Annotated in this window: 12 protein-coding genes and 2 pseudogenes; 5 read left to right on the top strand and 9 right to left on the bottom strand. The window is 56.5% G+C overall.

Annotation, left to right across the window (positions count from 1 at the left end; translation table 11 throughout):
* Positions 1-21 precede the first annotated feature (21 nt).
* Positions 22-543: an IS1/IS1595 family N-terminal zinc-binding domain-containing protein gene (locus C811_RS16430; protein WP_016308424.1), complete on the top strand. Its 522-nt coding sequence runs from the start codon at positions 22-24 to the stop codon at positions 541-543.
* 74 nt (positions 544-617) lie between these two features.
* Positions 618-1070, top strand: a complete 453-nt coding sequence (locus C811_RS15630) for a hypothetical protein (protein ID WP_156997041.1) — start codon at positions 618-620, stop codon at positions 1068-1070.
* A 208-nt stretch (positions 1071-1278) separates the two neighbouring features.
* On the opposite strand, the gene istB is transcribed toward C811_RS15630, so the two are convergent.
* The 5 genes and pseudogenes from istB to C811_RS05085 form a co-directional block, all read right to left on the bottom strand.
* A complete protein-coding gene (gene istB / locus C811_RS05100; RefSeq protein WP_016308422.1) occupies positions 1279-2028 on the bottom strand; it encodes an IS21-like element helper ATPase IstB in 750 nt (249 codons plus the stop codon).
* 2 nt (positions 2029-2030) lie between these two features.
* Positions 2031-3479, bottom strand: a complete 1449-nt coding sequence (gene istA / locus C811_RS05095) for an IS21 family transposase (RefSeq protein ID WP_084811567.1) — start codon at positions 3477-3479, stop codon at positions 2031-2033.
* A gap of 146 nt (positions 3480-3625) precedes the next feature.
* Positions 3626-3784: pseudogene (locus C811_RS16150) on the bottom strand (IS3 family transposase); the annotation flags it as partial.
* Positions 3785-3800: 16 nt separating this feature from the next.
* Entirely contained in the window at positions 3801-5018 is a 1218-nt protein-coding gene (locus C811_RS05090; RefSeq protein WP_016308420.1) for an IS110 family RNA-guided transposase, read from the bottom strand.
* A 222-nt stretch (positions 5019-5240) separates the two neighbouring features.
* Positions 5241-6650, bottom strand: a complete 1410-nt coding sequence (locus C811_RS05085; protein WP_016308419.1) for an IS3 family transposase — start codon at positions 6648-6650, stop codon at positions 5241-5243.
* 125 nt (positions 6651-6775) lie between these two features.
* Here C811_RS05085 and C811_RS05080 point away from each other — a divergent pair, with 125 nt between their 5' ends.
* Entirely contained in the window at positions 6776-7111 is a 336-nt protein-coding gene (locus C811_RS05080) for a hypothetical protein (protein WP_016308418.1), read from the top strand.
* A gap of 169 nt (positions 7112-7280) precedes the next feature.
* Positions 7281-8440, top strand: a pseudogene (locus C811_RS05075) (IS256 family transposase).
* A 263-nt stretch (positions 8441-8703) separates the two neighbouring features.
* Here C811_RS05075 and C811_RS05070 read toward each other — a convergent pair.
* Both C811_RS05070 and C811_RS16425 read right to left on the bottom strand, forming a co-directional pair.
* On the bottom strand, positions 8704-9702 hold the full coding sequence (locus C811_RS05070) for a Kiwa anti-phage protein KwaB-like domain-containing protein (protein WP_016308415.1): 999 nt from the start codon (positions 9700-9702) through the stop codon (positions 8704-8706).
* Positions 9699-10274: a hypothetical protein gene (locus tag C811_RS16425; RefSeq protein ID WP_016308414.1), complete on the bottom strand. Its 576-nt coding sequence runs from the start codon at positions 10272-10274 to the stop codon at positions 9699-9701. Before C811_RS16425 ends, C811_RS05070 begins: the two co-directional genes overlap by 4 nt.
* 537 nt (positions 10275-10811) lie before the next feature.
* Between C811_RS16425 and C811_RS05065 the strand changes: the two genes are divergently transcribed.
* Positions 10812-12758, top strand: a complete 1947-nt coding sequence (locus C811_RS05065) for a DUF6020 family protein (protein ID WP_016308413.1) — start codon at positions 10812-10814, stop codon at positions 12756-12758.
* Between the two features lie 536 nt (positions 12759-13294).
* Here C811_RS05065 and C811_RS17235 read toward each other — a convergent pair.
* Together C811_RS17235 and C811_RS05060 are read right to left on the bottom strand one after the other, a co-directional pair.
* Entirely contained in the window at positions 13295-13636 is a 342-nt protein-coding gene (locus C811_RS17235) for a glycosyltransferase family 2 protein (RefSeq protein WP_156997040.1), read from the bottom strand.
* Positions 13637-13672: 36 nt separating this feature from the next.
* Complete coding sequence (locus tag C811_RS05060) at positions 13673-15397, bottom strand: glycosyltransferase family 4 protein (RefSeq protein ID WP_016308411.1); 1725 nt, start codon at positions 15395-15397, stop codon at positions 13673-13675.
* Between the last annotated feature and the right edge of the window lie 7 nt (positions 15398-15404).

The raw sequence follows: 15404 nt of genomic DNA, 5'->3' as shown, positions 1-15404 counted from the left end.
TGTCTTAGGAGCGGAGTTGCCATGCCCAAGCCCAGCTGTACGGTCTGCGGAAGCCCCATGGCGAAGAACGGGACCACGTCGGCGGGCGAGCAGCGATGGCGCTGTTCCGGCTGCGGGGCCTCGTCGGTTCGCAGGATCGACTCCTCCGCGAAATGGCCCGACGCGTTTATCCGCTGGCTTCTCGGAAAGGCATCGCAGGCGGAGCTGAAGGTCGCGGCGAGGACGTTTCGCAAGAAGACCTCGGGGTTCTGGAAGCTGTGGCCGATCATCCCCATATGCGACGAGGTTCACCACGTCGTCTACATGGACGGCATCTGGCTTTCGAGAAAGTGCGTCGTCCTGATCGCCTGCACCGACGGCCACGTGATCGGATGCCACCTCTCGAGAAGCGAGAACTCCAGGGATTGGGGGTGCCTCATGCGGCGGATCGCCTCGCCCGATGTGCTTGTCTGCGACGGAGGGGCGGCATCGGGAAGGCGCGGCGCGCACATTAGCCGCGCACCAGGGTGCAAAGATGCGCCCTCCATGCCTTCTGTCGGGTGAGGCAATGCACCACCACGCGCCCAAAAACCCAGGCCGAAGCCGATCTTTACGCCTTGGCGAAGGGTCTCATGCATGTGGATTGTCCTCAAAGATCGGCGGAGTGGCTGGCCTCGTTCTACAAGTGGCGCACCGACTACGAGACGTTTCCGAGGGAACGGAGCGACGACGGACGGCATTACAAGCACGAGAGGCTGAGAAAGGCCAGGAAAAGCCTCGTGGCGCTCTGCAACGCCGGGACGCTGTTCACCTATCTGGACGAGGAGCTCCTGCGCGACGGTGCGGCTCCCTCCATGTCGAACAGGATCGAGAACCTGAACGGCCGGATACGGCGGATGCTCGTGAATCACCGCGGCATGAGCATCGACCACCGGATCAAAGCGGTCTTCCGGTTTTGCTATATGGCCTCCAAATGCCCGAAGAGCTCTGCTGACATGCTAAAGACGTTCCCCGATGACGACGAAGTGCGCGAATGGAGGATGCGGGCAGCCAAAGCAAAAGGCGACGATACCGGCGAACCCGCAAGATGAGGTGAAGGCCTGGTGTGGTCTGAGTTCCATCACGAGACCCCTTGTCCCCATGGAGTCGATTAAAGCTCTTTACACACTTTTGTGCCTATATCCCCAAAAAGACGCAGCTCCGGCCTTCGGTATGATTCAAGCGTGTGTTTGGCAATAGAATAATCGACACTTTGGCCTGACCGGAGTCGACGCTTCGGCAGCGAATGCCGACCTGTCTTTATTGTCGTCCCAACATTAGCGAGTCGCCCATGCGCTTGCTCTCACCTCCAAATTCCACCAGGCGACCGTGGTGCACGATGCGGTCGATGGCCGCGGCGGCCAGCTTCTCGTCTCCGAGGATCATTCCCCACTTGCTGAACTCGATGTTGGTCGTGAGTATCAGGCTTCGCCTCTCGTAGCAGTTCGATATCACTTGGAACAGCAACCTTGCTCCCTCTGGATCGATGGGCATGTACCCGAACTCATCGAGGATCACCAGGTCGCTTTTGTCTATGTCCGCAAAGTGCCTGTCCAGACAGCCCTCCCGCTTCGCTTTCGCCAGCTGCAGAACCAACCCCGCCGTGGCGAAGAACCTCACCGACTTGCCCGCGTCCACGGCGGCCCGCCCGACGGCAATCGCCAAATGCGTTTTGCCGCGCCCCGTCTGGCCGTGGAACACGAAGTCTTGGGCGCGCTCTATGAATTCCAGCGACTTCAGGTCCTCGGCGCCGTACCCCTCCGGGAACCCCACTTGGGAGAAGTCGTAGCCGTCGAACGACTTCATCTGCGGAAAGGCCGCTTTGCGGAACAGCCTCTCCTTCTTGCGCCGGGCCCTCACCTCCTGCTCCACCTCGATGAGCCTGCAGGCGATCTGGATCTGGCCGGCCGAGGCCTCCTGTATAAACCACTCGCAGGACTCATTGGAGAAATACATCGAGCGGGCCAGCGCCTTGAACGCCTCCGTGCTCCCTTTCGTCTTCGGGGCCATGGTCACGCCACCCCCTTCCCGAACGCCGCGTCGTACACGCCGAGGTCCACCGGCTCGTCGTAATCTACCGGCGCGCTCTCGCCCCTGAGGGCCGCCACCGTGATGCCGGCCTCGTCCACGCGCCCCGTGTGCGCCAGCGCCCTCTCGGCAGCCGACACCATGGCCGACCACCCCCTATCGGCCGACACGTTGCGCATGAGCCTGATCCTCTCCGCCCTGGCGTCCTTGTCCAAGCCGTCCATGTAGGCGCGCAGCCCATCCGGAAGGGCGACCCTGACCTGGCTGTTGCCCCACGCGCCGGGCTTCCTGGCAAGCAGGGCCAGCTGGTTTGCCGGATCTGCGGTGCTGGTGGGGGCGCTCCCGTAGGCGCGCGGGTGGGTGACGATGAGGGCCCCGTTCGCGTCGGCGATGGACACCTCGCGTGCGCGCAGGGCGCAGACGACCTCCGTCAGCGCCAGCTCCGGCGCCGCCGAGTAGATGTGGTTCGACTCCAGCCGCACGCGGCCGAGCTTGTCGGTCTTGCGAACCTCGTAGCGAACCACGTCGAAGGGTTGCCCGGGAAGGCCTATGAGCGCCACCTCGTCCTCGACGAACAAGGCGCGCTCCTCCTCGCCCCTTGCCCAATGGTCCTTCTCGGACAGCGCCATGCAGCGGTCGAGCAGGCTCTTGTTGAAGCGCCTGCCCGTGTCGAAGGACGGCACGGGAACGAACAGGTTGCGCCTGATGAATCCCACCTTGTTCTCAACGGATCCCTTCTCGTGCCCGGCATTGGGGTTGCAGAAGGAGAAGGCGAAGCCGTAATGGGCAGCGAAGGCGGCGAAGAGATCCGTTGTCCTGACGCTGCCGCCGATGCGCCTGCCGACGCCCGCCGCGTTGTCGAACACGATCCTGGCGGGCACGCCGCCGATGAACTCGAATATGTCCTTGAGAGCCTGGCACACGCACTCCGCGTTCTCCCCGGGGAACACCTGGGCCAGCCCGACGTTGGAGAACGGGAAAGTGAGCACGAAGTAGCTCAGGCGGCGCCTTGCGCCCATCACGTAGAAATCGGCCTCCCCGAAGTCCGCCTGCGCCTCGCCCGGCGCCCAAACCAAGTCCAAGAAGCGCTCCTTGCCGATGCCGAGCTCCCGCTTCAGCTTGCACACATAGTGCCTGACGGTCGAGTCGGAGACCTTCGCGTTCTCCTCCTCCACCAGGCGCTCCCATATGCGCTTGGCCGTGTGGCGCTGCTTGTGCCAGCTCTTGGCGTCTTCTTCCAGCCAAGAGACGATGAGCGGGCGGTATTGATCCATGACGCTCGTCGACTTGCACCTGATGGGCGGCTGCGGCGAGAGATCGGGGTCTTCGAGATATTTGTATACCGTGTCGCGGGAGACATCTAGTGTTCTGCTGATCTCGGAGACGTTGTGCCCCCTCATGCGCATTTGCCTAATAGAATGTACTTTGGACATGCTGATCATATGCCTTTCCAGCCTTTCTTGTCGTCACCGAAGCAAGACAAGAATAGACGTAGGTTATGGTCGGCATGTTCGCTGCCAAAGTGTCGAATTCCTACATGCCAAACGGGGATGCTGACGTTTTTCCAACCCAAAACGTCCTATGCCGCAAGCCCGAGCGAGCGTCTGTATTGCGCCGGACTCATTCCTCCCAATGATAGCTTTATCCGATCCTTGTTGTACCACTCGATGTAGTCACAGAGCGCTTCTATGAAGCGACCGATGGACCAACCCTTCCAGTCGCGCCCGTAAAAGAACTCGAAGCTCCTATGTATGTCAACTCGCTTCTTTCGTCTGAGACTTCAGCCAGGTATCGTACTTTTCCAAGAACTGAACGTTCATTAGCCGTCCCGTTTCCGCATAGCTCACCTTCTGGAAGCCGACGTTGAGGGCGCTGCCAACCTCGACCAGAGTAATGCCCAAAGCCTGCCTGGCAGGGCGCAGGTCCTTCCATGAAGGACCCTTGACCTCGAACGGATGGCGCAGGGCCCTGAACACCTCGCGTGCTATGTAGCGCTTGAGGCACCTTATGGTCTCCTTCTTGGACTTTCCGTCGCCCTTGCGCTTCTCGACGTAGTCCTTGGTTCTCTGGTCGTACGACATCCTGGTCACCGCGATCTGGTAAAGCGCCCTGTTGGCCTTCCTGTCGCCTCCTCTGTTCAGGCGGTGGCGCTCCGTTTTTCCGGAGCTCGCCAGAAGCGGGGCGACGCCGCATAAGGAGGCGAACTCGGCCTCGCTGTTCAGCCTTTCCAGGTTTCCCCCGCCCGCGACGGCGAGAGCCGCGGCGGAAACGGTGCCGCATCCGAAGATTGCAAGCAGCGCAGGGGCGTTCGCTTCCAGGATCTCCTTCATCTTGCCCTCTACGGCATCTGCCTCTCGATCCTGGAGATCCCAAGCCCTCCCCAAGGCCCCCAGAGCCAGAACAACGCCGTCGGCGCCGGGGTCAAGCGCCGAGAGAGCGCTCCTCAGGTCCTTTCTGGAGAGCTTCGCCAGGGACCTTCTCAGATCCTCGGGCGCTGTTACGATCAGGGATTTCGCCGCGTTTATCATCGCCGATGTGGCTCGCACGAGGCGATCGCGGGCTATCATGAGCTGCCGGAGGTCCTCCGTCCAGCCGAATTGGTCTTTGGGCTTCGACAGGTTGGTCCTCGCGATAACCTGCCGCGCCGCGACTTCGGCGTCCGCAGGGTCGCTCTTCGGACGCCCCGGATTTCGCCTCGCCCTTCCCGGCGCCATCACCTCGTACACGCAGTATCCCAGCTCGACGAGCCTGCGAGTCAGCCCCGCCCCGTACGAGCCCGTCCCCTCGACGCCGATGCCGGCGCACGTGGCCGGATCGCCTATCTTTCCGGCAAGGGCGTCGTAGCCCTTTGCGTCTGCGTCGAACTTGAAGGTTCCGATCGCCCTCCCCATGCAGTCGAGGAGGCAGAGAGTGTGGGTGTCCTTGTGCGTGTCGACGCCGGCAAAGACGAGGTTGTTCTCCAGCTCGGTCATATGCGGCCTTTCAGGTCAATTCCTATACGATGCTCCGAACCGAAGGCTGGCTAGACAGAACACTGATGGGGGCGGTACCATGCGGATTGCCAGGCCCACGTGCCCAGGCCCATGCTCCTATTAGGTCATTGGCCGGCCTTGGTCGGGGCCGACGCGAGGCTCTTCGAGTTGAGGCCAGTCGCTGGAATCGACGGCAATCCTTTAATGGGCCATCGCGTCGGCTCATGCGCATTTTCGCCGATGGTCCTCGCCGACAGCGCGATTCCCATTATCAGTGACCTTCAGCCTGCCGAAAAAGCCCTCCATTGCCGAGTTGTCGGGCGAGCAGCCCTTTGCGGGCATGGACCGCCTGATTCCATGGCTCTCGCAGCGCTCTATCCATCCGGGCCAGCGGTAATGACACCCTCGGTCGCTGTGGCTAACGGGATGGTCGTCCGGGTCCAGCGTGTCCGCCGCCTCGTCGAGCATGGTGTTCACGAGCTCTGCATTCGGGGAGGTTGACGCCGCATGCGCCACCGCTTTTCCGTCGAGGCAGTCGATAATCGGGCTCAAGCAGACCTTTCCGGCGGGGATGGAGAGCTCGGTGATGTCCGTAAGCCACAGCTCATTTGGCGCGCTAGCGTGGAACCTCCTCTTCACGAGGTTTTCTGGCGCATCCCCTATCTCGCCTTTATAGGAGCTGCGCCTGCGCCTCTTCGGCCTGCAGGCGGCAAGCCCCTCCTCGGCCATGATCCTGCTCACGACCTTCTCTGAGACCCTCACGCCCTCGACCCTCAGCGTCGCATGGATTCTGCGGTGGCCGTAGCGCCCATGGCTTTCGTGGAATATCTCGCAGATCCGGATGCGCAGATGCTCGTATTTGTCGGGCCTTGAGAGAGCCTCCACCTGGTAGCGGCGGCTGCCCTTTGCGAGTCCGACGGCATCGAGCAGGTCCTTGAGCTTATGCGCCGGCCTGAGGCTCTCCACAAGGATCGTCTTCTCCCCGGTGGTGAGCGTCGTCGGGTCGGCGCTCGGGCCTTTTCCCAGAAGCTCGACCGTCCCCTCCGGCACCGCCCGCTTGAGTTCGAGCCTGTCGATGTCGGCCTCCAGCGAGGCCCTCAGCGCCTCCGGCTCCTCGACGGCCATGTCCCCCTTCTTGCCGGTCATCTTGGTCGCCGCCTCCTTGCCTGGAAGCTCACGCTTCCAATTGCAGGGGGCGGCGCGCTCGACTCCAACATCGTCGGCGATTGCCTGGGCGGCCTCGGCTCTCGCGACGAGGCGCACCACCGCGTTCTCCTTGGCCGCATCCGCTATCCCGCGGCTGGTGCGGTTCACGACCCTGCGCCCTGGCCCCAACTCGTCTATCCACCTGGCCAGCAGCTCCTTGGACGGATACCCTGGCATCCTGCACGTCCTGGACAGGCAGCGCCCGCGCTCGAAGTAATGGTCGACCGCCACTCCCTTCAGGCCGTCGCCGTAGCGCTCGTAGGGGTTGGCATCGGGGATGTCGTTGCCGTTCTCTGGATATTCCCGATACCAGTTGTAGAGTGAGCCTCTGCAGGGGTATCCGAGCTCGTTGATGACGGACTGGGGACCGAAGTCGTACTCAATGAATAGCTCGACAGCCCTGATCTTGTCTTCTCTCGTGTACATGCTGACCTCCGAATCACTCTGATTCGGGTCGGATTTTCGTCGGCATCCCCAAATGTCGACTTTGCTATTGCCAAACACACGCCATCGAGCGCTCGGCGCTGCCCGGCAAGGCGGCCCGCTGCAAAGTGTACTACTGCGACGTGCGCCAGTCCCAGCAGAAGGCGGGGTGCGAGCGCAACCACGCCGAGCTGCGCAAGCTCCTGCCCAAGCGGCGCGGCCCGTCCTTCGACGACCCGGGGCCGGCCGACCTGGCCGTCGCGATGTCGCAGCTGAACTCCGAGCCCAGGCCCTCGCTGGCCGGCATGTCGCCCGCGCAGATGCTGCTGGCGGCCCACGAGGGGGACGGCCGGGCGCTCATGGACGCGCTCGGCTGCGAGCTCCTGCCCTACGGCGAGCTTGACCTCGGCGTCTCGGCGCTAAACCGCGCCCGGGCGGAGAGGGGGCTCGGCCCGCTGCTGTAGCCCCGCCGACACAGCCCGGCCGACCCGCGGCCCCTGCTTCCCGAAGCTCGTTGGTAACGTACAATCTCTTGCGCACTTTGACAGCAGCATAGTCTAGATACCAAAAGACACGGCTCCGGCCTTCGGTATGATTTGAGTGTCGAATTCAATCATGCTAGGAGGCTGAGCCATGTCCGATCCCATCGTAACATTCGACGAGGCCGCCATGCGCGGCGAGCTCAAAGAACTCGTCCGCCAGACGGTCGAGGACACCCTGAACGCGCTTCTCGAGGAGGAGGCCGACGACCTCATAGGCGCAGACCGCTACGAGAGGACGGCCGACCGCGAGGCGTACCGCGCCGGCCACTACGAGCGGGGGCTCACCACCACATCGGGGCAGGTCATACTGAAGATGCCCAAGCTCAAGGGCATGAGGTTCGCAACGGCGATCATCGAGCGCTACAGGCGCCGGGAGACCTCCGTGGAGGAGGCCATGATCGAGATGCGCCTGGCCGGGGTGTCCACCAGGCGCATCGAGGACGTCTCCGAGATACTCCGGGGCTCGTCGGCGTCCGCCGCCACCGTGTCCAATCTCAACGAGAGGGCGTTCGAGGCCGTCGAGGAGTGGAGGAGCAGGCCGCTGACCCGCCCCTACCCCTACGTCTTCGTCGACGGCATCTACCTCAAGCGCTCCTGGGGCGGCTCGTTCGAGAACGTGGCCGTGATGGTGGCCATAGGCGTCAACGACGACGGCTACCGCGAGGTGATAGGCGCCGCCGAGGGCCTCGCCGAGTCCGCCGAGTGCTGGCGGGAGTTCCTCTCGTGGCTGAAGGGCCGCGGCCTCTCCGGCGCGCGCATGCTCGCCGGCGACAAGGCCGCCGCCATGACCGGGGCCATCGCCGAGGTGTTCCCGGAGGCTGCCTATCAGCGCTGCACGGCGCGCTTCTACCGCAACGTCCCGGCCAAGGTGCCGAAATCGAAGAGGAGCCAGGTGGCGGCCATGCTCAAGGCCATCCACTCCCAGGAGTCGCTGGGGCCGGCATGGAGAAAGCCGGCGACGTCGCCGCCAAATTGGACGGCATGAGGCTGGCGGCGGCGGCCAAGTGCGTTCGCGACGGCATCGCGGAGACGCTGACCTGCACGCGCTTTCCGATGCGGCACTGGCGTCGCATCCGCACCAACAACGCCATAGAGAGGCTGAACCGCGAGATCCGCCGCCGCACGCGGGTGGTGGGCACGTTCCCCGACGGCAAGAGCGCCCTCATGCTGGTGACGGCCAGGCTCAAGTACGTGGCCGACAGCGAGTGGGGATCGAGGAGGTACCTGGACGTGTCGCTGCTGGGCGAGTGATCATGCCGACGGCTGACCGCCGGCTGCTGGAATTTGCGCAAGAGTCTGGACAGTACCAAGCCCGTCCGGATGAGTCCGAGAGCGACCCCGCGCGGGCCGGCGGAGCCATGCCCCCGAACTCAGCCGGACGCACCGAATGCGGTGCGTCGGAGCCGTCTCGGGGCAGGAAGGCAGCGGACGGCCCCGCGAGGGGCCGTCCGGCTAATTGCGAAAACGACTGGAACTAGTCACCTGTACAGCTGACTCTGCAATTCAACCCAACATCATTGAAGCAGAGTTTTATTGGGGCTTTCGTATACGACATCCGTTAACTGCGAATGCACTATTTCATCGTTAAGCATTTTCAAGAGAGGTGCAATATCTTTTTTAAACTTGACTACAATTTTGTCGTCTTCGTCAAATGTAAAGGCGTTTTGGTAGGCGGGAATTTCAGAGAGACGTTTTCTAAGGATGGCTCTCTCCATTTCCAGAACTGGAGATGACTGTACCTTCACAAGTTTGCGCACTACGGACATTCTTCCTGCATCGATTTGATCTTGCAAAAAATCCTTTTCGTCGCAAATCAGCGAAGATAGCCCGTTTCGAACGACTGTTGCGTGGTTTCTGAAGACCTCCGTAAAACCAAATTGCTGCTCTAGCGTGGCAATGGTTCTAGCGAAAAGACGGTCGGCGCATATTAGAAAGTCAAAATGCGCGCCGAATCGTAACGATTCCTTGGTGTAGAGTCTGAACCCTTTTGCGTTGGGTATAAGCATCCCTGTTTTTTTAGCTACCCACATACGAGGTATTTTTTGGTACGCATAAATGGTGTCTTGACCAACAGCGTATCTAAATATGATTCCCAACACACGATCGATGTCGGTCAAGGTGAAAGATTCGCACTGCTTGTCATCGTTGGACAACTCTCTTGCCTTATCGCATAATTCGGACACCTTACTAACGTCCCCTTCTTTTTGGGTTGAGGCGAAGAATTCGACAGAGGCAACCGCGATCTTGTTTTTGTCTTCCAGAGCTTCCCTTATATCCGCATGTATAACATCTTCCTTTAGATACTCATCTAGCGCGTTGTTAAACAGATGCCTGTCAAATTCGGCGGTGTCATCACCTCGCTTCACATCGATGCACTTTAAAGTGAAGGATTGCTTGTTCGATTCTGGCTTCAGCACAGTAAACATGGAGACCGCATTTTCCAGATGGGGCGCTATAATGGTCCGAACTTCTTTCAGATGATCCCTGGCCGCGTTTATTTCTTCGGGCGTCATATTCTCGTGCTCCTTTCGTTAAACGCTAAATAGCTGCCCGTACTAATTCTTTTTCCTGACAGGACGTGCCCGATTGACAAGGATCTACTTGTTAATATGACAGCGTCAGCCGTGGGCGACTCTTTTGCTGATTTTTCCCTCTCGTATTCGACGTCATATGTTTTTAGTCCAAAGAGAACGAGGATTGGATTAGATAGATAAACCCCATCTGCAATAACTAGAGCAAGGGAAAGCAAGAGTGACAGCCAGAAACAGAGCGTACCCCCCACTGTTGTTATTTGACACAAAGTAATCAGCGGAATAAGGATGGCCGAGTAAAACGACAGCGCATTCCCATTTCGAAGTGTTGCGGACACTACCTTGGCACCTGACCAGTTTGCTTTAAAGAAGAAACTGGCCCGGAATATTATCAAGAAAACGATACTGATAACGACCAGAGCCGCTAGCATGTATGCAGACAAGATGCCCAAGCGGGAGGCTTTTTCTGGACACAGGATTACATCGGGTAGCAAATATGCAACGCCTAAAATATACAGGGGCATAAATGATGAAAATGCAAGTAGAAATTTCACTTTAACCCTCCAGTATCAATGTGCCAGATTCTTTGCCTATGAATGTAAAAGCGACTTTGATGATTTATACGAAGTGCTCCCGTGATTTGGAGCACAGCTTTGGTCTGTTGAGCTTTTTAATGAGCGTCGTCCGCTTAGACTCACAAACGATCCCCTTTCATTTCTTTATGCTGGTTACCGACTAAATAATTATTAAGAAACTCAATTTTAGCACTCCATATTAGGGAGTGCTAGTTCTTTTGCTACCGTGTTAATGGGTAAGGCAGAGAAAAGGGTGGGTTGAAAATGGCTGAATTACAGGGTTGGCCGTACGGGCGGGAACGAGCAAGCGTTCCCGCCCGTACGGCCAACCCTGTAATTCAGCCCAGCGCCCGGCGTGTTTGGGGGAAGGACGTCCGATCGCGTCCCCCAAAGTTGGTGCAAGAGCCGTTTCGCCAGAGACGTAAAAGATGTCAACGCACCGATGGACTATAATTATACTTATCGACATCAAATTTATCTGGATTCACGCGAACATCCAAAGAGAGGCAAGCTGGAGTGAAGTCAAATTTTCGCAATCTTCCCCGCTCCCGAATTCTGCACTTTATTATTGAGGCGCTATCGATCATTTCTTGTTGGATTTGCGCGACTTTCACCGCGCAATACCTCAAGATGGAGCCAGAGCCTCTCTTCCGTTTTGCGGTTTTCCTGCTGCTGTTTTCTGTTGTGGTTGTGGCTCCGAATAAGTTCCTACGCCCGAGCCAACTTCCGTGCAGAACAAAATCAAGTGCATTTGTTTTTTTCTTGTTCGGTGTGTTCTCGTTTGTCTTTGCGGTATCGATGGTTCTTGGATATCACATTCAAATTATTATTGAGGTCGGTACAATTCAAGATGACTTTATTTCGTCTTACGGTAAGAGAGACGTTGTCGCTCTTGTTGCTATCTGGCTCACCTCTTATGCGCTATCAATCGGTCTATTCTCTGCGACGGTTAGAACCGTTTGGTTCATCCGTCAAAAAATACTTCAAAGTGAAAACGAGGAATCTCGCGCATCAGCATGTCAGCCGTTTATACAACGTATCATCGCACTTGGCGTTCTCATCTTTCTCTTATGGGTTCCATACCTCCTCAGTTTCTGGCCAGGCCTCATATTAAGTGATACGGCCCGATCCATCGCGCAAGCCCTTGGCTCCGAAGCGCTTAGCAATCATCACCCAGTGGCATACACCCTTTTTATCCAGACCTGCATAGAGTTTGGCGAGGCCGTGGGGATGGGCGCCAGCGGCGGAATGGCAATTTACAGTATTGTTCAGATGGCAGTGCTATCCACTTGTCTGGCCTACAGTATCTTATGGATAACAAACCGCTTGCTAGTCCCATTCAAGTGGGCAATTTTCATTGCCGTCGTTTTCGGAGCTATGCCTTATTTTGCTACTTACAGCATAGCGGGCTGGAAAGACCCGATCTTCTCGATGGCGTTGCTTGTTACAACAATCCAACTGGCCGAATTTGCGGGCCACGATCCATCGCACTCGCAAGAGAAACCAAACGCCCCTGTATTCTTTCTGGCCTTGCTTATATCGTGCTTTACGAGAAATAATGGAGTTTTCATCTGTATGTTAATCATGCTTTTCCTGCTTCTCCTCCTCCACCATAACAGGAAGAGAAACAGGCCGCTCCGCACATCTGTAAAGTTTCTCTCGTCTTGCGTAATTGTTGCTGTAATTGTATGCACTGTTACTGGACCGATATACAAAAGTCTAAATATCGAAAGCCCCAAGGCTGAAAGTTACGGCGTACTGTTAAGTCAAATGGCAAGAACTGCAGCAACCGGCGGCGACATGACCGAAGACGACAAAAGCTACTTAAACGAACTCTTACCGCTGGAGCTCTATTCGAAACTATACAATCCTACCAAGATTGACTCGGTCAAATGTGATCCGTCGTTTAACGCCGAAAAACTCAACGATGATTTTTTCGGGCACTGGTTAAGTATGTTCTCTAAGAATCCGCTGACATTTTTCGAAGCGTGGGAACTTGAGACCTTTGGCTTTTGGGCGGTGAACGTACCGATTGTCAACAACAATCAATTTAATATTTCAAAGGGGGGTACTCCGATGAATTACACCGAAATCGAACTCTATCAAACCGAAATGAACGATGCCGGCATCGAATTCCAAAACTTTTTGGGTGACGATTTGCGCAGTGACTTGCTCCCTACTGATGAATGGTCAATTCCGCTTGCATGGATTTTCTGGGGTGTAGTCTTCCTTGCTTGTTACCTTGTATGCCTGAGTCGGATTAAGTGGATTCTCGTATTGCTGCCATGCCTCGGCCTCTTCTTCACCCTCTTCGTTGCTGCGCCTATGTATTACTGGCCACGCTATGGTGCCTATATACACTTTGCACTACCCCTCTTGGCTGCAATTCCTCTATTCGCCCAATTCGACATATCAGGGTACAGCGCAATTCAACCCCAACAAAGGGCAACATACCAGCGATAAGATTTTATTTAACGCTCCACAAGGGAGGCGCGAAATCGCAACCCGCCGTTTCAAGCTATCGCACAACGCGGAAATAGGCAAACTATCTCTGGTTTCACTCGAGACAGATTTAAAGAGACTTCAGGTCGTCAGGCAATGTGGAATGGTCGTAGCGATCTCTAAATTTTATTCGGGACAAATGTAGATCCCCCTCGTCGACTAGATAATCGTACCCTATGGGCTGAATCTTCAACTCAGGATCTAGCATATTGTATAAAGCCGCCCTCTTCTTTCGTTCGATCTTTTGTATCATCTTCAAATGATATAAATCGTATGGCAACATCCGCATAGAGTCATCCAGCTCTCGGTAATGCCAATACGTATGATACTGGTGAGGGAAGTCGAAAGTCATCTGACTCTGGAGCGGAAACAGTATGTACTTGCGTTTCTCGCCCCATATTCCATCATCTCGGTATTGTTTAGGACCATCCCATAATTCACGGAATCTCAGTCCATAAGCAGAAGGACCTTCGGGCATATCCTCCTCGTTTTTCTTTCTAAGACAGACCCCCCCCCCGGAGATCTTTGAGAAACCGCTTGCTAAAGCGCTCGTCTGGATCACAGCAAAGTACCCAGTCCGCGCCAATGTCGGCAGCCGCGCGCACTACCCTCTCACGATTTCCCCTCTCGTCGTATCCGATATCCTCATGAACAGGTAATTCTATTATTTTCTCAACCTTTGGATGCGCTCGCAGAATATCAAGGGTCGTATCTGTTGACCCATCATCCAGTACACAGAAGGCATCGACATAGCGATCGATGTGGCGCATAAAACCCGGTAAATAACGGGACTCGTTCTTTACGCAAAGGCAAGCAACGATTTTGTTCGGAGTAAGCAAAATACCTCCTGAAACGACTATGGCGCACAGACGAAACTAGGACATCACCCCATCTTGGTTCAAGATGTACGTTCTGGCCACGGGAGCCACCGATGGAGTGTCAGCCGGCAAGAACTGAAGCAGGTTGCCTCCATACTCCTCTTGAAGCCGCAAAGACTCTTTCAAGGAAGAGGTTTTAACGTAGACGAGGGCGCCCTTGCAAAGTTCGGAGCGAATCAGGTCGCAAGCCGCCTCCGTCGGCACAAAATCACTGGGGAGAATTACTTCGACCAACTCTAGCTCATCACAGTTTTGCCCCTCTCCCAAGCCCATTCCGTCAAGCACGCGAAGCCAGTTTTCCTTCCACCGTCTCTTTGAGAAGGCTTCGGCAACCTCGACAGCCTTTTTACGAACTCTGCTCATCAGCGGTAAATTGTCGATCGCGTACTCTAGAGCACCGAGCAAAGCTTCACTTCGAGGGTCAACCAGTAAACCGTTGTAGTTGTTAAACACAAGATCGACCAATCCGCCTACCCGCGTCGCAATAACAAGGTTGCCCGAAGAGAGCGCCTCCAGGCACGAAAGCGACGTTCCCTCTGAATTCACCGTAGGTATCAAACTGATGTCTGCCATTCTGTAAACTTCCGGCATTTCGTCGGGCATCTTCTCATAGCGAAAAACCCTCCCGGAGTATTCACTGACGAACTTGTCAATACGGGCCAAATCATCCGCCTCGCCGCGTCCAACAAAATGAAACTCAACGTTTTGATGCGCTTCGAGAACGGAGTCAAGAACCTCAAGCACAAGATCAAGGCCGCGAGGCGCATAAAGACGGCGAGGAAATACAATTCTTATCCTATCTGATGGCTCTAGATAGCCGTCGCGGGGGTAGAACTCTTCGGTATCAACGTAGTTCGGGACAAAAGTGCAGTTGTTTATCGCGAAATTGAAATCTACAGTCTGCAACCAATTACATGTGTTCGTATCAACAGATACGATTTCGGCGCACATACGCGCCCGGTCAAGAACCCGCTTCCTCTGCTCTTCGGTCGTATGCGGACTGTCCCAAAAAACTCCGTGGCTAATCCCGAGCGCGGGGCGCAAATCGGCGCTTTGACACTCGTAAAACGACGAATAGATGTAGGCCTGAGACCGAACCCCGGCCATCTGCTCAAATCGAGCAGCGTTCCCATTGACTGATTCTGCAGTCCACAGCTGAGGCGCTCCCGTGTCGTCGCTGGTTAAGTTTCCAAGACCTATCACATTGGCAGCGCCAAAGCGCCTGAAGAAGGGCACCAGGGATTGCTGGTAGATATCCAGCGACACGCCCCTACCCGTTTCGCGAAGTATATTGTCCAAGTCAACTAAGTATCGCTCGGCCCCCCCGCAATAGCCGTTCAACCCGTAAAAATCAAAAAAAGTAGTAGTTTTAGCGGCCACAGTGTTTTTAGCCGAATAGTTCGAGAAGAGACGCAGGGACGACCATGCGTCGACCGTCTCTCGCAGAGTCGACAGATCTTCGCAAAACACCGCATAAGGGTAATCACCTTTTTCAATGCGCGGGCTTTTCGAGTAATACATGAAGGACTGCCACCGAAAAGCACGTTCGAAATCAGCAAAATTCCAGAGACCATTGGATACACCGGTTGCGCCATTGGTGAGCAAAATCGAAGTAATCTTCGTTCCGAAATCCTTGATAATGCCGTCTATAGCATCGCTCCGCATTGCCACGGCCAGTTCTTCGGCCGAAGACCCTACCAGAAACACCTCTTTTGCTTCCACGTCTTGT

The organism is Adlercreutzia caecimuris B7 (assembly GCF_000403355.2).
Lineage (GTDB): Bacteria > Actinomycetota > Coriobacteriia > Coriobacteriales > Eggerthellaceae > Adlercreutzia > Adlercreutzia caecimuris.
This window is presented reverse-complemented; position numbering and strand designations above follow the sequence as displayed.

Coding starts and splice junctions, on each gene's coding strand:
- istA (WP_084811567.1), bottom strand. CDS start 3,479: ATGTCCAAAGTACATTCTATTAGGCAAATGCGCATGAGGGGGCACAAC.
- C811_RS05090 (WP_016308420.1), bottom strand. CDS start 5,018: ATGACCGAGCTGGAGAACAACCTCGTCTTTGCCGGCGTCGACACGCAC.
- C811_RS16430 (WP_016308424.1), top strand. CDS start 22: ATGCCCAAGCCCAGCTGTACGGTCTGCGGAAGCCCCATGGCGAAGAAC.
- istB (WP_016308422.1), bottom strand. CDS start 2,028: ATGGCCCCGAAGACGAAAGGGAGCACGGAGGCGTTCAAGGCGCTGGCC.
- C811_RS05085 (WP_016308419.1), bottom strand. CDS start 6,650: ATGTACACGAGAGAAGACAAGATCAGGGCTGTCGAGCTATTCATTGAG.
- C811_RS05070 (WP_016308415.1), bottom strand. CDS start 9,702: ATGACGCCCGAAGAAATAAACGCGGCCAGGGATCATCTGAAAGAAGTT.